This is a genomic window from Aquamicrobium aerolatum DSM 21857, from assembly GCF_900113935.1.
Classification (GTDB): domain Bacteria; phylum Pseudomonadota; class Alphaproteobacteria; order Rhizobiales; family Rhizobiaceae; genus Aerobium; species Aerobium aerolatum.
The window spans coordinates 107,428-131,585 of record NZ_FORF01000006.1 but is presented as its reverse complement, the minus strand read 5'-3'; the positions used below and the strand labels follow the sequence as shown (position 1 = coordinate 131,585).

Annotated in this window: 21 protein-coding genes and 1 riboswitch; of the genes, 6 read left to right on the top strand and 15 right to left on the bottom strand. The window is 60.0% G+C overall.

Going from position 1 to position 24,158, the window contains the following annotated elements; genetic code table 11:
- Window positions 1-44: 44 nt before the first annotated feature.
- Window positions 45-1,187 (top strand): DUF2336 domain-containing protein, encoded by a 1,143-nt coding sequence (locus BMZ42_RS06715; protein WP_091520177.1) that lies wholly within the window; start codon window positions 45-47, stop codon window positions 1,185-1,187.
- A 9-nt stretch (window positions 1,188-1,196) separates the two neighbouring features.
- On the opposite strand, the gene parE is transcribed toward BMZ42_RS06715, so the two are convergent.
- Window positions 1,197-3,248: a DNA topoisomerase IV subunit B gene (parE, locus tag BMZ42_RS06710; protein ID WP_091520176.1), complete on the bottom strand. Its 2,052-nt coding sequence runs from the start codon at window positions 3,246-3,248 to the stop codon at window positions 1,197-1,199.
- 206 nt (window positions 3,249-3,454) lie between these two features.
- On the opposite strand from parE, the gene BMZ42_RS17755 reads away from it, so the two are divergent.
- Window positions 3,455-3,667 carry a hypothetical protein gene (locus tag BMZ42_RS17755; RefSeq protein ID WP_139207870.1) on the top strand — a complete coding sequence of 71 codons (213 nt, stop codon included), beginning with the start codon at window positions 3,455-3,457 and terminating at the stop codon, window positions 3,665-3,667.
- 182 nt (window positions 3,668-3,849) lie between these two features.
- On the opposite strand, the gene gcvP is transcribed toward BMZ42_RS17755, so the two are convergent.
- The 9 genes from gcvP to BMZ42_RS06665 form a co-directional block, all read right to left on the bottom strand.
- Entirely contained in the window at window positions 3,850-6,633 is a 2,784-nt protein-coding gene (gcvP, locus tag BMZ42_RS06705; protein ID WP_091520173.1) for an aminomethyl-transferring glycine dehydrogenase, read from the bottom strand.
- 9 nt (window positions 6,634-6,642) lie between these two features.
- Complete coding sequence (gene gcvH, locus BMZ42_RS06700) at window positions 6,643-7,011, bottom strand: glycine cleavage system protein GcvH (RefSeq protein ID WP_091520170.1); 369 nt, start codon at window positions 7,009-7,011, stop codon at window positions 6,643-6,645.
- A gap of 5 nt (window positions 7,012-7,016) precedes the next feature.
- The gene (gene gcvT, locus BMZ42_RS06695) at window positions 7,017-8,126 is read right to left on the bottom strand and encodes a glycine cleavage system aminomethyltransferase GcvT (RefSeq protein WP_091520168.1); all 1,110 of its coding nucleotides are present in this window, start codon (window positions 8,124-8,126) and stop codon (window positions 7,017-7,019) included.
- Between the two features lie 157 nt (window positions 8,127-8,283).
- Window positions 8,284-8,369: riboswitch (glycine riboswitch) on the bottom strand.
- 102 nt (window positions 8,370-8,471) lie between these two features.
- Window positions 8,472-9,305, bottom strand: a complete 834-nt coding sequence (fghA, locus tag BMZ42_RS06690) for an S-formylglutathione hydrolase (protein WP_091520165.1) — start codon at window positions 9,303-9,305, stop codon at window positions 8,472-8,474.
- Window positions 9,306-9,396: 91 nt separating this feature from the next.
- Window positions 9,397-10,032 carry a DUF1345 domain-containing protein gene (locus BMZ42_RS06685; RefSeq protein ID WP_091520164.1) on the bottom strand — a complete coding sequence of 212 codons (636 nt, stop codon included), beginning with the start codon at window positions 10,030-10,032 and terminating at the stop codon, window positions 9,397-9,399.
- On the bottom strand, window positions 10,029-10,499 hold the full coding sequence (locus BMZ42_RS06680; protein ID WP_091520161.1) for a YaiI/YqxD family protein: 471 nt from the start codon (window positions 10,497-10,499) through the stop codon (window positions 10,029-10,031). The genes BMZ42_RS06685 and BMZ42_RS06680 overlap by 4 nt, the downstream gene beginning before the upstream one ends.
- Window positions 10,496-11,443, bottom strand: a complete 948-nt coding sequence (locus BMZ42_RS06675) for an alpha/beta hydrolase (protein ID WP_091520159.1) — start codon at window positions 11,441-11,443, stop codon at window positions 10,496-10,498. Before BMZ42_RS06675 ends, BMZ42_RS06680 begins: the two co-directional genes overlap by 4 nt.
- A gap of 68 nt (window positions 11,444-11,511) precedes the next feature.
- Window positions 11,512-12,297, bottom strand: a complete 786-nt coding sequence (locus tag BMZ42_RS06670) for a hypothetical protein (protein ID WP_091520157.1) — start codon at window positions 12,295-12,297, stop codon at window positions 11,512-11,514.
- A 78-nt stretch (window positions 12,298-12,375) separates the two neighbouring features.
- Window positions 12,376-13,503 carry an S-(hydroxymethyl)glutathione dehydrogenase/class III alcohol dehydrogenase gene (locus BMZ42_RS06665; RefSeq protein ID WP_091520154.1) on the bottom strand — a complete coding sequence of 376 codons (1,128 nt, stop codon included), beginning with the start codon at window positions 13,501-13,503 and terminating at the stop codon, window positions 12,376-12,378.
- 148 nt (window positions 13,504-13,651) lie between these two features.
- Here BMZ42_RS06665 and BMZ42_RS06660 point away from each other — a divergent pair, with 148 nt between their 5' ends.
- Both BMZ42_RS06660 and dnaE read left to right on the top strand, forming a co-directional pair.
- The gene (locus BMZ42_RS06660; protein ID WP_091520152.1) at window positions 13,652-14,440 is read left to right on the top strand and encodes an META domain-containing protein; all 789 of its coding nucleotides are present in this window, start codon (window positions 13,652-13,654) and stop codon (window positions 14,438-14,440) included.
- A gap of 113 nt (window positions 14,441-14,553) precedes the next feature.
- The gene (dnaE, locus tag BMZ42_RS06655) at window positions 14,554-18,057 is read left to right on the top strand and encodes a DNA polymerase III subunit alpha (protein WP_244523188.1); all 3,504 of its coding nucleotides are present in this window, start codon (window positions 14,554-14,556) and stop codon (window positions 18,055-18,057) included.
- Window positions 18,058-18,103: 46 nt separating this feature from the next.
- On the opposite strand, the gene BMZ42_RS06650 is transcribed toward dnaE, so the two are convergent.
- Together BMZ42_RS06650 and BMZ42_RS06645 are read right to left on the bottom strand one after the other, a co-directional pair.
- A complete protein-coding gene (locus tag BMZ42_RS06650) occupies window positions 18,104-18,550 on the bottom strand; it encodes a GNAT family N-acetyltransferase (protein ID WP_091520147.1) in 447 nt (148 codons plus the stop codon).
- Between the two features lie 145 nt (window positions 18,551-18,695).
- Window positions 18,696-19,178, bottom strand: a complete 483-nt coding sequence (locus BMZ42_RS06645; RefSeq protein ID WP_091520145.1) for a CreA family protein — start codon at window positions 19,176-19,178, stop codon at window positions 18,696-18,698.
- Window positions 19,179-19,345: 167 nt separating this feature from the next.
- Here BMZ42_RS06645 and greA point away from each other — a divergent pair, with 167 nt between their 5' ends.
- The gene (gene greA, locus BMZ42_RS06640) at window positions 19,346-19,831 is read left to right on the top strand and encodes a transcription elongation factor GreA (RefSeq protein WP_091520142.1); all 486 of its coding nucleotides are present in this window, start codon (window positions 19,346-19,348) and stop codon (window positions 19,829-19,831) included.
- 39 nt (window positions 19,832-19,870) lie between these two features.
- Here the strand turns inward: greA and BMZ42_RS06635 are convergent, their stop codons facing one another.
- Both BMZ42_RS06635 and BMZ42_RS06630 read right to left on the bottom strand, forming a co-directional pair.
- The gene (locus tag BMZ42_RS06635) at window positions 19,871-21,304 is read right to left on the bottom strand and encodes a patatin-like phospholipase family protein (protein WP_091520140.1); all 1,434 of its coding nucleotides are present in this window, start codon (window positions 21,302-21,304) and stop codon (window positions 19,871-19,873) included.
- Window positions 21,305-21,352: 48 nt separating this feature from the next.
- The gene (locus BMZ42_RS06630; protein ID WP_091520138.1) at window positions 21,353-22,321 is read right to left on the bottom strand and encodes a DUF4344 domain-containing metallopeptidase; all 969 of its coding nucleotides are present in this window, start codon (window positions 22,319-22,321) and stop codon (window positions 21,353-21,355) included.
- Between the two features lie 229 nt (window positions 22,322-22,550).
- On the opposite strand from BMZ42_RS06630, the gene BMZ42_RS06625 reads away from it, so the two are divergent.
- Window positions 22,551-23,207, top strand: a complete 657-nt coding sequence (locus tag BMZ42_RS06625) for a YiaD family glycine zipper/OmpA-like lipoprotein (RefSeq protein ID WP_091520135.1) — start codon at window positions 22,551-22,553, stop codon at window positions 23,205-23,207.
- Window positions 23,208-23,250: 43 nt separating this feature from the next.
- On the opposite strand, the gene BMZ42_RS06620 is transcribed toward BMZ42_RS06625, so the two are convergent.
- Window positions 23,251-24,156 (bottom strand): pseudouridine-5'-phosphate glycosidase, encoded by a 906-nt coding sequence (locus BMZ42_RS06620; RefSeq protein ID WP_091520133.1) that lies wholly within the window; start codon window positions 24,154-24,156, stop codon window positions 23,251-23,253.
- Between the last annotated feature and the right edge of the window lie 2 nt (window positions 24,157-24,158).

Here is a 24,158-nt window from a genome sequence, read left to right as displayed (position 1 = left end):
CAATAGCGTCAGGGTGTATAGGGCGGGTCAGGCGTTAAACATCCATGATTATCAGGCATTTTCTCACATGGATCGGCAATGCGCGGGTTTCAGAGCGGGTTGCTGCTGCGAGCGCCTTGTCGAGGGCGTTTCTCAACCATGAGCTTCCGTTCGAGGATCGCTGTGAGGCTGAAGCGGCGTTGACGCTGCTGCTGGATGATCCTTCGCCAAAAGTGCGCGCCGCTCTTTCCGAGGCATTGTCAATGAGCAGGCAGGCACCGCCACAGATTGTGGCCGCGCTTGCATCGGATCAGGACGACGTGGCCGAATGGGTTCTCGTTCGTTCGCCCATTCTGATGGATGGCGATCTCATTGACCGTGTTGCAGCCGGCTCAGGCCGTGTGCAGCTTTCTATTGCGTCGCGCCCGCAGGTATCGATGAGCCTTTCGGCTGCGATTGCGGAGGTTGGCGAGCTGGCGGCCTGTATTGCTTTGGCGCGCAATGAGGGGGCCGTCATTGCTTCATTGAGCTATCGACGGCTGGTGGAGCGCTTCGGCCATGATGCAGCTCTGCGCGAGGCATTGATGGGCGATGCGAGTCTGCCGGGCGAATGTCGCCATATGTTGCTGGTCAAGCTGGGCGAGGTGTTGCGCGAGGCACCGCTGGTACGGGCGCTTATGGGCGAACGGCGTGCGCATCAGATCACCCGCGATGCCTGCATGCGCGCGTCGCTGACGCTCATCGAGAACGTGCCGGTTGGGGAACATGCGGCGCTGATCGAGCATCTACGGCTGCGTGGTGAATTGACCGGCGCGTTTCTGCTGCGCGCGGTGGCGCACGGCAAGGTCGATTTTCTGGGCTCCGTCCTGATGGCTTTGTCTGGCCAGACGGAAGGCCGCGTCCGGGCAATCCTTGCTTCGGGCCGTGACGTTGCAGTCATGGCGCTCCTGCGTGGTGCAGGTGTTTCAAAGGAGTTACACGGCGTGGTCGTGGTCGCGCTGAAAATTTGGCGCAATGTTGCGGCCGGCCGGCAGGTCGCGGGTGTACAGGAAGTCAGCTGGGCAATGCTGCGCACTTTGGACGCAGCTCAGGGACAGTCGGAATCCTTCGAGCAGCACAACGATGTCGCAGCGCTTATCCGGATGATCCATCTGGAAGCGTTGCGAGACAACGCTCGAGACCACGCACTCCAGATCACCGCAGCCTGACGAGCTGGTTCAGATATCCAGCTCTGGCGCGAACTCCGCCCTTTCCTGGATGAAACGGAAACGGGCTTCCGGCTTCGTGCCCATCAAGGCTTCTACGGATGCCTTCGTTGCGTCTTCATCATCAATGATTTCGACCCGCAGCAAGGTCCGCTTCTTGGGGTCCATCGTGGTTTCCTTGAGCTGCGCCGCCATCATTTCGCCAAGCCCCTTGAAGCGACCGATCTCGATCTTTCCGCGGCCTGAAAACTCGGTTTTGAGCAATTCGTCCTTGTGATCGTCGTCACGCGCGTAACGCACCTTGCCGCCTTGGCTGATGCGATAGAGGGGCGGGACGGCCATGTAGAGATGCCCGTTGCGGATCAGCTGTGGCATTTCCTGGTAGAAGAAGGTCATTAGAAGCGACGCGATATGTGCACCGTCAACGTCGGCGTCGGTCATGATGATCACGCGATCATAGCGCAAATCTTCATCGCGATATCTGGAGCGAGTTCCGCATCCGAGCGCCTGAATGATGTCGGCAATCGTCTGATTGGCGGTCAGCTTGTCATGCCCGGCGCTCGCCACGTTGAGGATCTTGCCGCGCAGCGGGAGGATCGCCTGGTTTGAGCGATCACGCGCCTGTTTGGCCGAGCCACCAGCGGAGTCACCCTCCACGATGAAAAGCTCCGCGCCCTGTGCTGCGTTTTGGGTGCAGTCAGCCAGCTTGCCCGGCAAGCGAAGTTTCCTGACCGCACTCTTGCGGGTAACTTCCTTTTCCTGGCGTCGTTTGACGCGCTCATCGGCACGGGCGATCACCCAGTCGAGAAGCTTTGAGGATTCCTGCGGATTGTCTGCAAGCCAGTGGTCGAAAGCGTCGCGGATCGCGTTCTCGACGATGCGCTGGGCCTCGACAGTCGCCAGCCGGTTTTTGGTCTGGCCGACGAATTCCGGCTCGCGAATGAAGACCGACAGCATTCCGGCTGCCGAGATCATCACGTCCTCTGCCATCACGATAGAGGCACGCTTGTTGCCGACGAGGTCGGCGTAGTTCTTCAGCCCACGGGTCAGGATGCTGCGGAAACCCATCTCATGGGTGCCACCTTCATCGGTCGGAATGGTGTTGCAATAGGAATTGACGAAGCCGTCGCCGCCAAACCATGTCACTGCCCACTCGACGGCGCCGTGGCCGTTGTTCTTCTCCGTCTTGCCAGCGAAGATTTCTCGCGTGACTTGAAAGTCAGAGCCGAGCGACGCTGCAAGATAATCCTTGAGGCCGCCAGGAAAGTGGAACACAGCTTTGGTCGGTGTGTCTTCCTTTTCGGAAAGCAGCTCCGGATCGCAGATCCAACGGATCTCGACACCGCCAAAAAGATACGCCTTGGAGCGCGTCATCTTTAGAAGACGTGCTGGCTCGAACTTCAACGAGTGGCCGAAGATTTCCGGATCGGGGTGGAAGCGCACGCGCGTGCCACGACGATTGTGAACTTCGCCAAGACTTTCGATCCCACCCTGAGCAATGCCGCGTGAGAAGCGCTGGCGGTAGAGCTTGCGCCCGCGTGCAACCTCCACTTCGAGCATATCGGACAGGGCGTTCACCACAGACACGCCTACGCCATGCAAACCGCCTGACGTTTCATAGACCTTGGAATCAAATTTTCCGCCCGCATGGAGTGTCGTCATGATCACTTCGAGCGCCGATTTGTCCTTGAATTTCGGATGTGGGTCGATCGGGATGCCACGGCCATTGTCTGTCACGCTGACAGACCCGTCGCCATGTACCTCGACCTCAATGAAGGTCGCGTGGCCGGCCACCGCTTCGTCCATCGAGTTATCGATGACTTCGGCGAACAGATGATGCAACGCTTTCTCGTCGGTGCCACCGATATACATGCCGGGACGACGCCGCACTGGCTCGAGCCCCTCAAGAACCTCAATGTCCTGAGCGCTGTAACCTTCGGAAGCATCCTTTGCGACCGGCGCGACCGTGGCTGACTTCGCGGCCTGAACGATGGGGTCGGCAGGACGGGCAGAGATCGGGCTTGGTGTGGAAATTCCGGAGAAAAGATCGTTACCGTCGTCCATGTAAACCTGTCTTGGAAATAGGGCGAATCACCCACAACGGGGCCACTGTGTCGCCGTTATATCAGCATTCTGGGCGTCAAGGTTCTTGTTCCGTTCGAGAGTGCCCTGTTGCTCCCCAACATAGTGAGCCCAGCAGCGATTGCGCAACACTTTGATAACCAAGGCCCGAAGTCGCGTGGTCCCGAAGGCCGCTTGGAAGGATATTGTTGACCTTTCCACACGAGGTTGGCGGCGGGAGTAACTTTGCCTCGCGTGATGCCGAGGCGCATGGAGCAGTGCATATGGCGCAGGAACACGACAGAGAAGATCGCAACGGCTTGTCGAGACAGGCGCGAACTGTGCTGATCTTCATTTCGGCGTTCGCTTTTGCGTTCGGAGCGGCGACGTTCGCCCGCGCGGTAGCGGCCGTCATCGGCTGATCGACCCGCGATGGTCATGAGAGGCGCAGTGGGGCGTTCAGGCTGACGTTCCGCTGCCTGACCCATAAGGCAATCAGGCTTGCGACCCAGAAATCCTAACTGACTTCGGGCTTGGCTCTTGATTGAGCCGAAAGCGGAAACCCGCTTTCGGCATTGTCGATGACGTCAGCTTCTCGCGGACGTTAGCTTGCCAGTACCTCGACCGGAGGACAGGCGCAGACGAGATTGCGATCTCCCCCAACATTGTCGATGCGCGAGACTGGCGGCCAGTATTTGGAGGCAAAATTTGCCTCGCCGGCAGGGAATGCCGCGATCGTCCGCGAATATGGATGGGTCCATTCGTTGGCGATCGTCTCCGCCGAAGTATGCGGGGCGTTCACGAGCGGATTGTCATCCAGCGGCCATGTACCGTCGGCCACCTTGGACGCTTCCCGCGCAATGCCGATCATTGCGTCGCAGAAGCGATCGATCTCGAGCTTTGACTCGCTTTCCGTCGGCTCGACCATCAGCGTGCCAGCCACTGGCCACGACATGGTCGGGGCGTGGAAGCCGTAGTCAATCAGACGCTTGGCGATGTCCTCGACGCCGATGCCCGCCGTGTCTTTCAGAACGCGGGTGTCGAGAATGCACTCATGCGCGACGCGACCGTTCTTGCCCTTGTACAGCACGGGGTAGAATGCCTTCAGGCGCTCGGCAATGTAGTTGGCGTTCAGGATCGCCATCTCGGTTGCGTGCTTGAGGCCCGACCCACCCATCATACGGATATACATCCACGTGATCGGAAGGATGGATGCCGAGCCGAACGGCGCAGCCGATACGGCGTAGCCATCGCCACCGAAGACGTGCCCTGGCAGGAATGGCGCAAGATGCGATTTCACGCCGATCGGTCCAACGCCTGGGCCACCGCCGCCATGCGGAATGCAGAACGTCTTGTGCAGGTTCATGTGGCAGACGTCGGCACCCAAGTCTCCGGGGCGCGCAAGGCCAACCATTGCGTTGAGGTTCGCACCGTCGAGGTAAACCTGTCCGCCATGGTCGTGGACGGTCTTGCAGATCTCGCGCACACCTTCCTCGAACACACCGTGGGTGGACGGGTAGGTGATCATGAGGGCGGCAAGACGATCAGCATACTGCGCTGCCTTGGCCTTGAGGTCGGCAACGTCGATGTCGCCATCGTCGGTGCACTTGACGATGACCACACCCATGCCGGCCATGGCTGCGCTTGCGGGATTGGTGCCGTGAGCTGACGAAGGGATCAGGCAGACGTCGCGCCCGGTATCTCCCCGCGACTGGTGATAGCGACGGATAGCGAGAAGACCCGCATATTCACCCTGGCTGCCAGCGTTCGGCTGCAGAGAGCAGGCGTCGAAGCCGGTAATCTCGGCAAGCCAGCTTTCCAGCTCATCGGTCATTGCCTTATAGCCGGTGGCGTGTTCTGCCGGTGCAAACGGATGAAGGCCACCAACGCTTTGCCAGCTGACTGGCATCATCTCGGCTGCGGCGTTCAGCTTCATGGTGCAGGAGCCAAGCGGGATCATCGCGCGGTCGAGGGCCAGATCCTTGTCTGCAAGCCGGCGGAGCAGGCGCATCATTTCCGTTTCCGAGCGATGATCATGGAACATCGGCTGGGTCAGGAATTCGCCGCCACGTGGATTTTGGGGCAGTGCCCTCGGTGCTTCAGTCGCGACCGTGACGCCCAGAATTCCAGCAATGGTCTGCAGGTCTTCTTCCGTCGAGGTTTCGTCGAAGGCGACGCTGATACGGTCCTCGTCGACGACGCGCAGGAGCAAGCCGGATTCCTCAGCCTTGGCGGCGAGCGCCTTGGCATTTCCGCTGACGGTCACGGTGACAGTGTCGAACAACCGAGCCTTGATGCCGAGCGCTGCGGCAAGGCGTGAGGCGAAATTGTTGACGCGTCGTGCGATGGCCTGCAGCCCTTCTGGCCCATGCCAGATTGCGTAGGCGGTCGCCATGTTGGCGAGCAGTGCCTGGGCGGTGCAGATGTTGGAGGTCGCCTTGTCGCGACGGATGTGCTGCTCACGCGTTTGCAGTGCGAGGCGGAACCCTGGACGGCCATGGGCGTCCGTCGATTGACCTACAAGGCGGCCCGGCATCAGACGGGTGAGGGCGTCAGAAACGGCGCAGAACCCAGCGTGCGGCCCACCGTACCCCATCGGCACGCCATAGCGTTGCATCGAACCGACGGCGATGTCGGCACCCAATGATGCCGGCGATGCGGTGATCGTCAGTGCCAATGGATCAGCAACGAAGATGACGATTGCGCCAGCAGCCTTGGCCGCAGCGATGGTTGCCTTGTGGTCGCCGAAAACGCCATAGGTGTCCGGCCATGGCACGATCAGCGCTGCAGTCTCGGCGCCAATCTCGGTGGCTTCGATGTTGATCCCAAGAGGCTCCGCACGCGTCTTCACAACGTCGAGCGTCTGGGCGTGGAGTTCGCCTGCGATCACCACGTCGTTCTTCTTGGAACGGTGGTGACGCCAGGCGATTCCCATCGCTTCGGCAACGGCGGTTGCTTCATCCAGCAGCGAGGCGGAAGCGATCGGCAGGCCGGTGAGTTCGCTGACCAAGGTCTGGAAGTTGAAAAGCAGCTCAAGGCGGCCCTGGCTGATCTCGGACTGGTAGGGGGTGTAGGCCGTATACCAGGCGGGGTTCTCAAACAGGTTTCGCTGGATCACAGGTGGCACGTGAACGCCGTGATAGCCTGCTCCAATAAAGCTCTTCAGAACCTTGTTCTGATTCATCTTTTCGGAGAGCTCAGCAAGTGCTTCAGCCTCACTTGCTGGTGCGGGAAGGGCGAGCGGGCGCCCCAGCCGAATGGACTGCGGAACGGCCTGGCTGATCAATGTCTCAACCGAAGGCACGCCGAGCGTCGTCAGCATGTGCCGAACGTCCGAAGCGTTTGGCCCGATGTGGCGATCGGCAAAAATTGCTTGTTTTTCCGTCATATCCTGCTCTTAGCCGATCAGCGCCTGGTAGCCTGCCTCATCGAGCAGACCTTCGAGCTGGGATGGGTTGGAAAGCTTCATTGTCCAAAGCCAGCCTTCGCCGGTTGCCGACGAATTGACGAGAGCCGGGTCGGACGTGAGGGCTTCGTTGACCGAGGTGACTTCGCCATCGACGGGGGCATAGACGTCGGACGCAGCCTTGACCGATTCAACCACGACGGCTGCATCGCCCTTCGAGAAGGCCTTGCCGACTTCCGGCAGTTCAACGAACACCAGGTCGCCCAGCTGCTCCTGCGCGTAGTCGGTAATGCCGACAGTGACTGTGTCGCCTTCGACGCGGAGCCATTCGTGATCTTCAGTGAAATAGGTCGTCGCCATGAGGATTATCCTTTGCGGTAGCGATGCGGCGTGAAGGGAAGAGGGTGAACTGCCAGACGCACGCGATTGCCGCGTACTTCTGCGAAAACTTCAGTTGCGGGCTGCGCGGGTTCTGTATCAACGTAGCCCATGGCGACCGGGTGCCCGACTGAGGGACCAAAGCCGCCGGAGGTGACTTCGCCGACGGTTTTTCCGTCTGCGTCGATGAGGGGGGTGCCATCGCGAACCGGTGCGCGGCCTTCAGGCTTCAGACCAACGCGCTTGCGGGCCGCACCCTGAGAGATTGCGGCGCGCAAGGCGTCGGCCCCGATGAATGTGCCCGTCTCGCGCAGCGGCTTGGCGATTGCCCACATCAGGCCAGCTTCGACGGGGTTGGTGTCTGGCGTGATGTCGTTGCCGTGAAGGCACAGGCCGGCTTCAAGACGCAGGCTGTCGCGCGCAGCGAGACCAACCCATGCGACGTTTTCATTTGCGAGCAGCTTGTCGGCAAATTCCCTGGCTTCCGGGATCGGCATGGCGATCTCGAAACCGTCTTCGCCAGTGTAGCCTGAGCGGGTGGCGAACCAGCCCGTTTTCGGCTCGACACCCTGCATGAATGTCAGGTGCGAAAGATCGAGGCCAGCTTCAGTGAGCGCCGCTTCAGCGGCAGGACCCTGCAGTGCGAAAAGCACACGATCGAGCGGGTCAACGACGCAATTGAATTCCGCTGCAACGGCGCTCAGATGAGCCACGTCGGCGGCGGCATTTCCGGCATTTGCGACAACGATGAAGCGTGTTTCAGCTACACGGGTTACGATGACGTCGTCCGAGATTCCCGCCTTCTCATTGAGCAAGAAGGTGTATTTGGACTGACCGAGGGCCAACGCTTCAGGGTCGAAGGGGCAGGCGCGGGCAAGTGCCTTGGCTGCCTCGCCACCGCTCACCTCTATGAGCTTCATGTGGGAAATATCGAAGAGGCCAGCCTTCTCGCGGGTGTGAAGGTGTTCCTTCAACACGCCCAGCGGATAGGTGATCGGCATGTTCCAGCCAGCAAACCCACCAAAGCGCGCTTTAGCCGCCTCGTGCAGTTCGTTCAGTGGCAATTTCAAAAGGTCGCCTGAGCCCGTATCGGCCATGTCGTCTCCAGAGCAGCACTAGCCAGCCGCACAATTGCAGCAGGCTTGTGCCCCTCTGTCTGAAGCCTGAGAGACTCGGTAGCTGAACGCATGGCCGCGCTACCTTACACCTTCGGCGCGGGGAGCCGTTCGGCCCTCCCGACTTTCCAGAGTGTCCTTTCGGTCTACGGTTCTTTTGCCTGAGAGATTTCGGGCGATTTCCCCTTCGGCGGCAGCGTCGCTGCTCTCTCCCGCAAACCGACGGGCGCTACGCCCCGGACACAATCGTTCTAGCTGAACAGTTTCAGCCTGTCACCTGCCGCAATCGGAGATTTCGATTGCGGCATAGGTTTTGACAATGGATTTTTATCCCAGTCGCGCAGCGTGCCAGCGTAGGTGATCATCCATGAAGGTGGAGATGAAGTAGTACGAGTGATCGTACCCTTCGCGCATGTTCAAGGTCAGCTTCGTCTGCGTACCCTTCACGGCCTCTTCGAGGAGCCATGGCCGCAAGCCTTCGTCAAGAAAACTATCGGCCGTGCCCTGGTCGATGAGGATTTCGGGGAAGCTCTTGCCTTCGCGAATCAAAGCGACGGTGTCATAGGGCCGCCACGATGCTTCGTCAGCGCCCAGATACTTTTCGAGAGCGGGACGCGACCAACCTGCAGTTGAAGGCTCGAAAATCGGTGCGAATGCCGAAACCGACTTGAACCGCTCCGGGTGCTTGAGCGCGATGGTGAGCGCGCCATGACCACCCATTGAATGCCCGAAGATACCCTGGCGATCCATGTCCGCGGGGAACTCTTTCGCGATCAGCGCGGGCAGTTCTTCGGTGATGTAGGAGTACATCTTGTAGTGCTTGGCGTAGGGCTCCTGCGTTGCGTCAACGTAAAAGCCGGCTCCCTTGCCGAATTGCCAGTTATCCGGCTCATCCGCAACATCCTCACCCCGGGGGCTGGTGTCTGGGCAGACGACGATCACGCCGAGTTCAGCGGCAAGCTTGCGATACTCGCCCTTGTCCATGACGTTCTGGTGCGTGCAGGTCAGCCCTGACAGGTACCAGAGAACCGGAAGCTTACCGTCTTTCGCCTGCGGCGGAACGAACACCGCAAACGTCATCTCGCAATTGCAGGTCTCGGAAGCGTGGGAATAGACCCCCTGAACGCCGCCGTGTGAAAGGGAAGTAGAGAGTGTTTTCATAAGCTTGAGTTAGCCGATCCGTTCACGGAAGTCGACTCGGCCCAGCTCAGTCAGCCTCAACCACGAGGCGTGGAGTGTGCGCCCCCCTTGTCTAGTTTCCCAGTGCGACCGCAGCGTTGACGGCGGCGGCGACGAGCACGGTGTTGAAGAAAAACGACACGATGGCATGGACGATGTTGATGGAGCGCATGCGTTGCGTGGTGATCTGCACGTCGGAGGTTTGCGCGGTCATGCCGATGACGAAAGCGAAGTAGACGAAGTCGCTTCCGCGCGGCTCGGAGGTTCCGGGAAAGTCGAGGCCGCCTTCCAGTTGATCGGTGGCGTCCCTAGGCTGCCAGTAGACATGCGCGTAGTGGATCGCTGCAATCATGTGAATGGTCAGCCAGCCGAGTGGAACGGCAATCAGCGTCAGTGTTGCAGCGATCACGCCGGGCCGATGATCGGCGTTCAGAAGCACGAACAACGCGACGAACGCACTGGCGACGGCGGCCAGAGTCACGAGGAAAATGGCGGTCACCGGCAGGTCGTTGCTTGCGGCATGCTTGCGCAGATATTCGGCGCTCAGGGTCGGGAGCCGTTTCAGCTCAAGGCCGAGATAGGTGACGAAAAACGCGTTGGTGGCTAACGGAAACGCCAGTTGCGGCAGCGCCCACAGCCCAAGTGCCAGGGCAACAACGCCGACCGCGACGGCCAGATAGAACGGAGCATGGCGGCCGGCGAGACTCATGCTGACACGTTGCGTTTGGCGCGGCGCACGGTCTGGTCGAGCGCTTGCAGGAAGGCCGAGCGATCTTTGGGAGTGAAGCCGGGATTGTAGCCCTTGATCTCGCCGCTCTCGCGCAGATGCTGTTTGAGGTCGCGCATGGCGACCGCCATGCCAATGCTTTCGGGCGTGAAGGGACGACCGGTCGGCCCGAGCACATGAAGACCCTTTTCGACGAGCCGGGCGGCAAGCGGGACGTCAGCGGTGACGGCGACGTCGTTTTCGCCGGCGTTTTCGACAATCCAGTCGTCGGCGGCGTCGGCGCTCTTGGTGACGACGACATGGCGGACCATCGGATTGCGTGAGGGACGCAAGCCGCCATTGGAGACGAAGGTGATGACGCACTCATGCCGCTCGGCGACGCGGGTTGCCTCGTCCTTGACCGGACAGGCGTCGGCATCGATGAAGATATGGGGATGGGTGTGTGTCATGGGATCGTTCGCAAAAAAGCCAGAAGGGCGGCGTCGTAACGTGCCGGATCTTCTTTCCAGGACTGGATGTGGTCGGCACCGGTGCGCAGATATTCGGTCGGGGCGGTCCGCCGTGCTACCAGATCGTCGCTGAGGCCGATTGGCACGATCCGGTCGGCACTGCCATGGGACAAAAATAGCGGCCCGGCAAATCCTGCATATTCTGCCATCACGTTGGCGTGGCGCAGGTCGAACGGCATCCGCCATGCGCCGAGCGTCAAGCCGCCGCGCAGGAGGACGCCGGCGAGGGGAATGTCGAGTTGCCGCATCTGGTCGAGAACTGTAGCGGAGAAGTCGATCGCGGGTGCGTCGAGCACGATAGCTTTGACCCGATCAGCGTGCTGCGACTGGCGCAAGAACTGCCCGACGATGCCGCCGCCCATCGATTCGCCCAGAAGCACGACATCGTCAGCGCCGTTGGCGAGCGCATAGGTCACGGCGGCGTCAAGGTCGCGCCATTCGGTCAGGCCGAAGGCATAGCGATGATCGGGCGACAATGGCCCGCCGTCATCATTGTGGTAGGAGATCAGCAGCGTTGGCAGGCCCGCGTTGCGAAAAGTCGGGAGGAAGCGGTAGCCGTTTTCGCGCCGCCCGCCGATGCCGTGAACGACGATCGCCCAGGTCGATGAGGACGATGTGGGGCGAACGAGCCAGGCTGGCGCGTCGCCAAGTTCGGTGGCAATCGCGACATCCTCGAAAGCGTAGCCATAGGCTTGCTGGGGATCGCCGACATAGCCGATATCGGCTGCCGTTTCCGGCGCAGGCCAGCCGCTGTTCTGTGCGGTGTTTCCGCCGACAGTCAAAATACGGTCTGTGATGGCGTAGGTTCGCCAGCTTCCATAGGCGAGAAAAATCACTGCGGCCACCGCAAAAGACGCCAAAAACCAGCCTATGGCGCGCCGCATGTCTCGATCCCCTTCCGCGTGATGCCTTCCATCAACGGAAGATAGCCTGTGCGCTTACATATGTCTTGCTAGTCCGGCAACCGGCAGCGGATCAGGGCAGCCGCGCCGTCGAGTTCCAGTGCATTGTCTTCCGGCATCTGCAACTGGATGTCGATGTCTTCCATCTTGTCATCGGCGATGCAGGTGGCTTTCAAGGTCGCTTCCCTGTCGGTGAGCGGCGTTTCGGCAAAATTGCAGACGCTGTCGGCGCGTCTGATCGTAGTGGGCGTGACAACCGCAATCGGCGTCTGTGGGTCGAGATCGACCTGGGCGCAGGCTGCGGCATCGGCGGCCCAGACGCCGACGTAATCCGGGCCGACGCCAGCGCTGCGAGCTTTGGCGGCGATGCGCGTATCGGCACGCAACTCGTCGGACGGGGGCAGGAGCGCTGCCGGATCGCCGCTCTGCGGCGCGGTGGTGCGTGATTCGTCGACGCGCTGTTGCAAGACGGTGATGCCGGTCTGGAAGTCGCGCAGGGCGCGTTCTGTCACCTGATTTGCGGCAACGCCGAATTCGCGCGCCATGTCACGTAGCCGCTCGAGGGTCGGTCCGGCGTCCTCGATCAGCTTGTCGGTATGCTGACGCGCGTCGCGCGCGAGTTGTTCTGCACCCTGGCGGATCGAGTCGGCACCTTCGGTGATACGCCGCAGCGCATCGTCGGTGCTATCCTTTGGCGGGGGTGCGGATGGCTGGCTTTCCACCTTCGCGGGTGGCTCGGGCGGCTGGTTGGCAGTGCTGTTGTCGTCGTTGCAGCCTGCCAGCACAAGCAGGGAGGCGCCGGTGACGAAAAGCAGGGCGGTGTGCGTTCTCAACATCTCTGACCTCACCTGAGTTGAACCCATATCCAGCCCCGAAAATGCTTTCGGGGCCGGGTGGTTCCGTGAGGCCGGGCGTCAGAAGATGACGACGGAGCGGATCGACTTGCCCGAGTTCATCAGGTCGAAGCCCTTGTTGATGTCTTCAAGCGGCATTGTGTGGGTGATCATCGGGTCGATCTGGATCTTGCCTTCCATGTACCAGTCGACGATCTTCGGCACGTCGGTGCGGCCACGTGCGCCGCCAAATGCGGTGCCCTTCCAGGTGCGTCCGGTGACGAGCTGGAACGGACGGGTCGAGATTTCCTGACCGGCACCGGCAACGCCGATGACGATCGATTCACCCCAGCCGCGGTGCGCGCATTCCAGCGCCTGACGCATGACCTTGGTGTTGCCGGTGCAGTCGAACGTGTAGTCCGCACCGCCGATGAGGTCCGCGCCGCGCTTCGTCATGTTGACGATGTGCTGCACGACGTCGCCGTCGATTTCGGTCGGGTTGACGAAATGGGTCATGCCGAAGCGCTCGCCCCATTCCTTCTTGTCGTTGTTGATGTCGACGCCAATGATCATGTCAGCGCCAGCAAGACGAAGGCCCTGAATGACGTTGAGGCCAATGCCGCCGAGACCGAAGACGGCCGCTGTCGCACCGATCTCCACCTTGGCGGTGTTGATGACGGCACCGATGCCAGTGGTGACGCCGCAGCCGATGTAGCAGATCTTGTCGAACGGCGCGTCCGGGTTGACCTTGGCGAGCGCGATCTCGGGCAGAACCGTGTGGTTCGCGAAGGTCGAGCAGCCCATGTAGTGGAAGATCTTGTCCTTGCCGATGGAGAAGCGGCTGGTGCCGTCCGGCATCAGCCCCTGTCCCTGCGTCGCGCGAATAGCGGTGCACAGGTTGGTCTTCTGCGACAGGCACGACGGGCAGGAACGGCACTCAGGTGTATAGAGCGGAATGACGTGGTCGCCCTTTTTCAGGGTCGTCACACCTGGGCCGACATCGACAACGACGCCAGCGCCCTCATGACCGAGAATTGCCGGGAAGATGCCTTCCGGGTCGGCGCCTGACAGCGTGAACTCGTCGGTGTGGCAGATGCCCGTCGCCTTGATCTCGACCAGCACTTCGCCTTCGCGCGGACCTTCAAGGTCCACTTCCATGATTTCCAGCGGCTTGCCTGCGGCAACGGCGACTGCGGCGCGAGTTTTCATTGTATGCTCCAGGAATCGTCGGATAGGGTCAGTCAACAGCTAGCCGAGGGCACGGAGCAAGACAACTGTAACATCATTACCCGGTACGCATCTCGGTGTGGCCATAATTTCAGGTTCCAAGGTCTCGACACAGAACAGGAGAACAACCATGCTGACGTCCTCTCTTTCACGCCGTGCTTTCGTTGTCGCCACGTCCACGATCGGAGCCTGCATTGCAGTGCCGGCGCTTGCCGATGCGCCATACACCGCAGACGTGACGCTTGAAGGCAACGTGAGGTATCGGGAGCGGATGATGTTGCCGCGCGGGTCGCGCACTGTGGTCAAACTGGTCGACGTCTCGCGCGCGGATGCGCCGTCGGTGACGATTGCCAGCGCGGAGATTGCTGACGCAGCTGCCAGCCCTGTTCCCTACAAGCTTAGCTATGATCCGAATTTGATCGACAAGCGTGCCCGGTATGCGTTGCAGGCAACGATCTACGACGGTGATCGCATGCTATTCACGACCACCGAACATCACCCTGCATTGGGTGAGGACGGCACGAAAACCGATATTTTCGTGCAGCGCATCGCAAACGAAGCTGAAGCGGACGCCGAGCTGACGCTGTACGGCCGTTGGCTGGCCGAGGACATCGAAGGCGGCGGCGTCATTGACCGCGCGCAGACGACGCTGGAGATTTCGCAGGATGGTGCCGTACACGGCAGCGGCGGTTGCAACCGGTATTCCGGCAGCGCCAAGATTGACGGCGACAAGTTGGCCTTCGGGGCACTGGCCTCGACCAACATGGCATGCGCTGAGGCGCTGATGAACCAGGAAAGCAAGTTCCACGCCGCGCTCGCCAAGGTGGCGTCGTTTAGTATCGATCAGGAGAAGAGCAAGCTCACTTTGAAGGATGCCGACGGCAAGGCGCTGGTGGTTTTGGCAGCCAACCCGGAATAGACTGCGCCTGAGGCTGGTGATAGCGGGGAAAGCTGCATTCGCGACTCGACGTGTCAGGCATCTGCAGTGACATTGGGTGCGATTTCCCGAATCGACAGACCGATAGGATGAGCATGACTGAGTCTTCGTCGCTCGCCGCGACCCGTTCCGGCAATGGAATTTCACGCGCATTCATCCATTTGCGCGTGCATTCCGCCTACTCGCTGCTTGAAGGAGCGCTGCCGGTTGGGAAGATTGTCGGGCACGCGGTCAAGGATCTGGCTCCTGCTATCGCGATTACCGACACCAACAATCTGTTCGGCGCGCTCGAATTCGCACAGAAGGCAACCAAGGATGGCGTGCAGCCTGTCGTCGGTTGCCAGCTTGATGTGTTGTTTCCCGACACCTCCGGCGAAAGCCAGCGCCACAACCCACGCAAGCAGGGGTCGGAGACGCAGCAGCTGGTGCTGATTGCAGCGACTGAGGTGGGCTATGCCAACCTCGTGCGCCTTGTCTCGCGTGCCTATCTGGATGGACCTTCAGGGGAGCCGACCCATGTGCGGGCGGACTGGCTGCCTGCGTTGTCGGAAGGCATCATCTGCCTGACCGGTGGCGAAAAGGGACCGTTGGGCGCGGCCATCAAGGCAGACCAGAAGCCCGTGGCGCAAAAGCGTCTTGAATTCCTGCAGAAAGTCTTCGGTGACCGGCTCTATATCGAACTGCAGCGCTGGCATGGACATGACAAGCATGTCGAGAACGGCCTGATCGACCTTGCCTATGAGCACGACGTGCCATTGGTGGCGACGAATGAGGCGTTCTTCCCGAAGGCAGACGACTACGAAGCGCATGATGCGCTTCTGGCAATTGCGGAAGGGTCGGTCGTTGCCGTCGATGAGCGGCGGAGGCTGACGCCGGACCACTATCTGCGCTCGCAGGCCGAGATGATCGCGCTGTTCGCGGACTTGCCTGAGGCCATCGACAGCACGGTCGAGATCGCGCGTCGCTGCTCGTACTATCCAAAGAACCGCAATCCGATCCTGCCACGCTTTACTGGTGCAGACGCGGAGGACGCAGAGGCCGCCTTGCAGGCAGAAGCCGATGAGCTGGCGCGTCAGGCACGAGAGGGGCTGGCGATGCGCCTTGAGGCGCATGGCCCTACGACTGGTTACACGGTCGAAGACTATCAGGAGCGGCTCGAGTTCGAGATCGGAATCATCACCCGGATGAAATTTCCGGGCTACTTCCTGATCGTTGCCGACTTCATCAAGTGGGCGAAAGCCCACGACATCCCGGTGGGACCGGGGCGTGGTTCCGGTGCTGGCTCGCTGGTTGCCTATGCGCTGACAATCACCGACGTCGATCCGCTGCGTTTCTCGCTGCTGTTCGAGCGCTTCCTCAATCCCGACCGCGTGTCGATGCCGGACTTTGACATCGACTTCTGCCAGGATCGCCGTGAAGAGGTGATCCGCTACGTCCAGCAGAAATATGGGCGCGATCAGGTCGGGCAGATCATCACCTTCGGTACACTGCAGGCGCGCGCCGTGCTGCGCGACGTCGGTCGTGTGTTGCAGATGCCCTATGGTCAGGTCGATCGCCTGTGCAAGATGGTGCCGGCCAACCCTGCCAACCCGGTCAAGCTGAAGGACGCTATCGAGGCAGAGCCGCGCTTCGCCGAAGAGGTGGAGAAGGAGCCGGTCGTCCAGAACCTGCTCGACATGGCGATGAAGCTCGAAGGGCTTTACCGCCACGCGTCCACCCATGCTGCCGGCATCGTGATTGGCGACCGTCCGCTCTCCGAACTGGTGCCGATGTACCGAGACCCGCGCTCGGACATGCCGGTCACCCAGTTCAACATGAAATATGTCGAGCAGGCGGGGCTGGTGAAGTTCGACTTCCTCGGCCTCAAGACGCTGACGACGCTGGACACGGCGGTGAAGTTCATTCGCCGTCAGGGCATCGAAATCGACCTTGCGACGATTCCGCTGGATGACGCCAAGACCTACGAAATGCTGGCGCGCGGCGAGACGGTCGGCATCTTCCAGGTTGAATCTGCCGGCATGCGCAAGGCGCTGATCGGCATGAAGCCGGACTGCATCGAGGACATCATCGCGCTGGTGGCGCTCTACCGTCCCGGCCCGATGGAAAACATCCCGATCTACAACGCCCGCAAGCACGGCGAGGAAGAGATCGCGTCGATCCATCCGATGATCGACCATCTGGTGAAGGAAACCCAGGGCGTCATCGTCTACCAGGAACAGGTGATGCAGATCGCCCAGGTTCTGGCCGGGTATTCGCTCGGTGAAGCCGACCTTCTGCGCCGCGCGATGGGCAAGAAGATCCGCGCTGAGATGGACAAGCAGCGCGAGCGCTTCGTCACCGGCGCGATGGAAAAGAAGGTCGGCAAGCCACAGGCGAACTTCATCTTCGACCTGCTGGCAAAGTTTGCTGACTACGGTTTCAACAAGTCGCACGCAGCGGCTTATGCCATCGTCTCCTACCAGACCGCCTATCTGAAGGCGCACTATCCGGTCGAGTTCCTTGCGGCGTCGATGACGCTGGATATGGGCAATACCGACAAGCTGGCCGACTTTCGTGCTGACGCAATGCGCATCGGTATCGAGGTGGTGCCGCCTTCGGTGAAGACGTCGTACCGAAAGTTCGAGGTCGGCGAGAACAAGATTTTCTATTCGCTCGCGGCCATCAAGGGGGTCGGTGAAGCCGCCGTCGATCATATCGTAGCGCTGCGCAATCAGCAGCCGTTCACGACGCTTGAGGACTTCTGCTCGCGCATCGATCCACGCATTGTCGGCAAACGTGTCTTTGAAAGCCTGATCGCCGCCGGCGCATTCGACTGCTTTGGCTATGACCGCTCGCAATTGTTCGCGGGCTTGGAACGCATGATGGGCATGGCTGCCCGCGCGCAGGAAAATGCAGCATCCGGGCAAACTGATATCTTTGGCGCGATGCTCGGGGCGCAGCCCGAAAAGCTGATCCTGCCGGTCGTGGAGCCATGGTTGGCGGCAGACCGCTTGCATCGGGAGTTCGCGGCAATCGGCTTCTACCTCTCGGCGCATCCGCTCGATGAGTACAAGGATATGCTCGAAAAGATGCGGGTGCAGAACTGGGTGGAATTCCAGGCAGCCGTCAAGCGTGGAGCGACCGCAGGCCGTCTTGCCGGCACGATCACAGCCAAGCAGGAGCGAAAAACCCGCACCGGCAACAAGATGGGTATCATCAATTTTTCCGACACATCCGGACAGTTTGAGGCGGTACTTTTTTCGGAAGCGTTGGCGCAGTTTCGCGATGCATTGGAAGTCGGGCGCTCGATGGTCATCACGGTCGCTGCGGAAGACCGGCCGGAGGGCGTAAACCTTCGAATCCAGACCGTAAGCTCATTGGAGGACGAGGCCGCGCGGATGCAAAAGCAGATGCGCATCTTCGTGCGCGATGCGGCTCCGCTTGATGTTGTCGCCGGTCAGCTCGGAACGCGGGGTGAAGGCCAGGTATCGTTCATCGTGATCAAGCCGGACGGGCAGGGGGAGATCGAGATTGCTCTTCCCGATCGTTACCGAATTTCACCCCAAATAGCTTCGGCGATGAAAGCGGTTCAGGGCGTCGTGGACGTCGAGCTGGTCTAGCATCCGAGAGTGAAGAGGGCGACCGGTTGGCCGCCCTCTGCCAGTATCAGGACAGGAACAGTTGCGCGTTTTCGAATGGCAAGCCCTGATCGTCTACAGGGCGCCGCGAGACTTCGATGAACCCGAGCTTTCGGTAGAAGTCATAGGCGCGGGTGTTTGCCGTGTAGACTTCGAGCTTAAGGCTTTTCTTGAGCGCAAATGCGTGAGCGACCAACGTTTTGCCGATGCCGTATCTCTGGCAGTTCGGATCGACAAAGAGCCCACCAATAAAGTCGTCCAACAGGCTTATGAAGCCGACCGGCTTGTTGTCGAGGCACGCAACCCACGTTTCCGCAGCCGGCAGATATTGTTCTTCGATGAGCACACGCTGTTCGTTCAGTGTGGCCTCACCGATGAAGTCGTGGGCGATGAGCGAAGCCTTCAGCCAGATGGCCGACAGAGTTTCGCAATCCGCGGCGTCATAAGCGCGAATTGAGAGCTTTGAAGTATTCATGATGACCTTCGAAATTTATGTAACAAAGACAGCGCCATCTTGGGCGCGTTGCAACCGCTCCCGGCGGTTTTCAGCTGACGTCTCTGTGCATAAATCTCCTTGTGCTACGCCGTATCTATCCGAGTGGACGTTGAGCAACAAGCTCTCACTTTTCGCCCGTCCAGGTCACGTCCTGACCGTAGAGCGGAACCGTCGACAGAGCCATCTTCGCGGATCCGTCCTGGACCTGCCGCGAATGTGACAGGTAGATGAGGGTGTCATTGGCCTTGTCATAGATCCGCTTGACGACGAGCGACTTCCACACAAGCGATTGGCGCTGGCTGAAAACCTCTTCTCCGGATTGCTTGAGGCTGATGGCGCCGATGGTGATTGGACCGGTCTGACGGCATGAAATGGACGAGTTCGAGGGGTCTTCGAACCAGTTTCCCTTCTGCAGGCGATCAATCAGACCCCGGTCGAAATAAGCGACATGGCAGGTCACGCCCTCAATCTTTGGATCGCGAATGGCTTCGACGATGATGTCGTTTCCCAGCCAGTCGACGCCGACTTCGCCAACCTGTTGTGCCGAGGCTGACGATATTGCGAGAACAGACATGGACATCGCAGCAAAGCAGTTGAGAAGACGCATGAAGTGAACTCCAGGAGAGCAAGCGGTTCGCCGAATATGGAGCGAGTGCGATCCCAGTTGAAGAGCGGCACGCTGACAAAATGTCGCCCGGACCTCACATGGTTTGCTTTTGGCTGCGGTTGGGGCTTTGGTGGGGCCTGCATGAATGACCAGAGGAGTTTCACGAGGTGAGCGTAGCGTTCGTCAAGGAAGAAAGCGCAGAAGCAGCATCTGAAACGATTCTGCCACCGCGTCCGATCTCAGATCGGCCCAACCTGGTGACGGAGACCGGGCTGCAGCTGCTGAAGGACGAACTCGAGCGCTCGCAACGTGAGCTGGACGCCGCCAGTCTGGTGGATGACATAAATGAGCGTCGCCGACAGTCTGCCGTGCCTTACCGTGATGCAAGGTATTTTGCCGAAAGGGTACGCACGGCTCATCTGATGCCAGCGCCCGCGACAGACGATGTGATCGCATTCGGTCACGCCGTCACATATGAGCGCGAAGATGGCCGCAAGCAAACATATCGGATTGTCGGCGAGGACGAAGCAGACCCGGCAAAGGGTACGATTTCCTACGCTTCCCCTGTTGCAGCAGCGCTCATCGGCAAGCGGTTGGGGGATCTGGTGCAGGTAGGCGCGCTTGAGCTTGAGGTCATCGCCATCTCCCGGTGAGCGGACGGTAGTGTGTCGCGATCTTTCGGGAGAAACGCGCTAGCGCGCCGCCACGAGAAGATTTTCGCGCACATCGGCGTCGTGCTGGATCTTGCGCAGGGCAGTCATGATCTTCTGGCTTCCTGTCACCGTCTTGCGTCCTGCGGCGATCAACTGGTCGACTTGCTCGCGTGGCAGCGTAAGGCGGGTCGGCACGGCGCTTAGCGTGGTGGCCAACGGCTCATCAAGATCGGCGAAGGAGAGATGTTCAACCGATACATCGACATCGCGGCAGTTCCAGCCATCCAGCGTTCCACGCATCCGTTTCACTGCCGATTGCGAAAGACCGCAACGAAAGGCGACAAGTTCGCTGCGCCACTCGCGCATCGCCATGATGAGCGCATCCAGTTCGTGGAGAACGGAGGCAGCCATGCTGGTTCGGATCGCCGTCTGGACTAGCGGAGCGACTGTCGGACCATGGAGTTGTCGGGCCCAGTCTGCGGTCTGGAACTGACCGGCATCGGTGACAATGAACAGCAGATGCCGGAGCTTTACTGCCTGCTCGGCCGACAAGGGGCCATGGGGCGTCGCTGATGCGGCGCGCTCCAACGCAAAGCCGGTAATGCCGAGATTGTCTGTCAGGCCACCATCAAGCAGTTTTACATAGTTGATGTCTTGGCGGTGATGGTAGCTGCTCAGCGCATGCGCATAGGATTCCAGCCTGATTGAGCCGGACTCCTTTTCGAGGGCGCGCGTAAGCCAGGCCGGTTGCTTGTAGTCGCAGCTGTCGCGCCGGGCCTCCAGCACGATTGGGGTAAAAATGACAGGTGCAGCCGCAGAAGCCGCGACCGCATCCGAAATACGAACCGAATCCAGATCGCTGCACAGGGCAGCGAATGTGTCGTAGGTGAAGAGGAACGGTGAGTGGTTGAAGATGTCTGAGGCGTTGATCCAGACCTGCGGCGTGTTGGGTGCCCGAAACCCCTTGAATGTCGCATTGTCGTAAAGGTTCTCGTCGAGCCAGTAGGCAAAAGAACTTCTGTCATTGGCACCACCGCTGACGGCACGCGCCAGTGTTATTGGCGACAGCGGGTTGGTGTGCATGGACTTTTCAGCATTTCGATACAGGAATCTTGTGTCGAAATCCCGATAGGCGTCGCGTCCGCGCAGGCCAAAATACGCCGCCAGGACAGCGCCGCCGGACGTGCCCGAAATCATTCTGATATTGTCGACCATCGAGCGTCGATAGGGCATTTCGTCGACGACGAGATCGTCCAATGCGGTGAGAACGCCATAGGAAAACGCTGCCGCGCGGGTGCCGCCGCCGGAAAACGCAAGGGCGACGACGGTGGAACCGTCATCACCTGAATCGGGAATGAAGGGAGCTGAGGCTGCGGGCATGGCCGAGTGCATCAGATTGATCGGCCCGACATCCTTTGCGCAGCCAGTGAGCAGGAGAAAGCTCGCAAAGGCCGCAGCCGTGAGGGACTTCATAGATCCAGATGCCATGGGTGTTCCCTCAGCTTATGCGGTCAAGTCTTGTCAGTCCTGCTGCGGGACCATGAAATTATCGAACATGTAGTTCCAGCTCGCGCTGTAGCGGGCATATTCGTTGGCGCAACGGAATGCCCTGCGATACGGTAGTATGTTGAGATCATCGGTACGCTCCAACCACTCTGCGACGCGTGCTTCCGTCGCCAGCTCCGGGTGCCGCTGCGCGCTGTCGTCAACCATCTGCAGACCCAGCGCCAGGATTGGTCCGTAGAGTTCTTCGTTTGCGCCGAGAGCAAGGCACATCACGTCGTAGAAGCGCTGCTGTCCGAGGGCATGTTCGTTGGCGAGGATATGGCGGGTGATCGAGTCGGGTGCCGCGGCGAGCTGGTGAAAGAAATATGCACCGATCAGCGCCATCCGCGATGGACGCTCATGCAGTTCGTCGTCTTCTTCATCGCTCTCGATCAGCGTGATCGCCGCGAACTGATCGACAGCGTCTTCCTCTCGACCAGTTATCGGCAGCTGGAAAATGTCGACGAAGCCGTGGCCCAGCTCATGAAACAGAATGAACATGGTAGTGCCGATCAGCACGGTCTCGCGGTCTGCCTGAAGCAGAAACTCCTTCTCCGCGCTATCGATATGTTCATAGCCGGTATTGTAGAGGGCAATCAGTTCGTAGCAAAATTTGAGTTCTTTTTCCTCGGACATCCACCAGGCGTTTGGCTCTCCACAATCCGTGAAAGTTATTGGCACGTCTTGCGGCAGGGCAATCTGCTCGGCCACTTCACCCAGGGTTTCGGCCAGGATTCCATTGTCAATGAACTTTTGGCGAACCTCGTTCATTCCTTCGATTTCGCTCGCCTCAAAAGTCAGCTTGAAACTGTACTTGCCGATTGTGTCGCCAGCTTCAGCACCTGGAGTGAGCAGCGGTACTTCTGCGAGGGCCAACTCCTGAGTAATTGCAGGGGTTGCTGAAAAGAGATGAAAGCTGGCCAGGACGGGCAGGAAACGGCGCATAAATACCCTCGGTCGATTGGCGCTGCGGCTTGTTGTCTTTTGAATTGTTATTTATCGCCTACAACAAGGCCCCTATCATGGGGTTAATGGTCCATGCTTGGCGGCAGCCTTGTGAGGTCGGAAAAAGGCCCGGATTGCTTGCCCCGAACTGTATTTCGCCGTAATCCAAGGAAATAGAGGGGCTGATTGATCGACGCGACGGGCGTCTTACAACGGAATGAGGGTTTCCATGATCAAGAATATGGTGATTGCTGCGCTGGCGGCGACTATGCTCGCGGGCTGCACCACCGATCCATATACCGGCGAACAGCGCGTATCGAATACGGCAGGCGGCGCAGCTATCGGCGCCCTGGCCGGTGCAGGCGTCGGTTTGCTTGTAGGGGGCTATTCTGACCGTACCAATGCTCTGATCGGCGCGGGCGTCGGCGCGCTCGCTGGCGGCGCAATCGGCGGCTATATGGACAAGCAGGAAGCAGAACTGCGTGGTTACCTGCAGGGAACTGGTGTGTCGGTCACCCGTCAGGGCGACAACATCATTCTCAATATGCCCTCCAATATCACCTTCGCCACCGATCAGGATCAGGTCACTGGAACTTTCTACCAGACTCTGAACGCGGTTGCTCTGGTGCTGAACAAATACAACCGCACGCTGGTCGACATCAACGGTCACACCGATTCAACCGGTAGTCTCCAGCACAACCAAAGCCTGTCGCAGCGCCGCGCACAGTCTGTCGCGACCTATCTGGCCAGCCAGGGTGTCGACGGCCGTCGCTTTGCGGTTCAGGGCTTCGGTCCGTCGCAGCCAATCGCTACCAACGCCACGCCTGACGGTCGAGCGCTCAACCGTCGTGTGGAAATCACGCTGGTGCCGATCACCCAGGGCTAACTCCTGGCGCTTGGCGCGGAATACTTTTGTTGTTGCCGGGGTGCTAGAGCGCCCCGGCAATTTTCGCAGCCAGACGCGCATTGTTTTCGACCAGCGCAATGTTGGTCTGAAGGCTCGCCCCTTCGGTCAGCTCAAGGATGCGAGCGAGCAGGGTGGGGGTCACCGCCTTGCCTGTGATGCCATCTCGATCCAGTTCCGCCTGTGCTGCGTCGATGTATCCGCGCATAGTGTCAGCAGGAATCTCTGATGCTTCGGGCACTGGATTGGCAATCAGCATGCCGCCGACGATCCCCAGATGACCTCTGACCTGGTAAAACCGGGCGATATCTTCGGCTCTGTCCAGCCGCAGCGGTGCCTTGAAAGGCGATATCCGCGACCAGAACGCGGGCATCGTATCAGTCCCGAATGCCACCACCGGAACGCCACGCGTTTCGAGAACTTCGAGCGTCTTCTCGATGTCCAGAATCGCTTTCGCGCCGGCCGATACCACGATCACAGGTGTTCGCGACAACTCATCGAGATCGGCCGAGATATCGAAGCTCTCTTCGGCGCCCTTGTGAACGCCACCGATGCCGCCAGTCGCGAAAACCTTGATTCCGGCCTGATGTGCGGAAATCATTGTCGCGGCTACCGTAGTGCCGCCGGTGCGCGTCTGCGCGAGCGCATAGGCCAGATCGGCGCGCGACAGCTTCATCGGATCCTTGCAGTCGGCGAGGATGTTGCGCTCTTCCGCTGAGAGGCCGATCTTTAATCGTCCGTTGATCACCGCGATCGTCGCGGGGACAGCGCCTCCCTCGCGAAGAATCTCTTCGACGCGCGACGCCATGTTGATGTTGTGAGGGTAGGGCATGCCGTGCGTGATGATTGTGCTCTCAAGAGCGACAACCGGTCTGCCGGCAGCGAGCGCTTCAGCGACTTCGGGAGCGATGTCGAGATGTGGATTGGTCATGG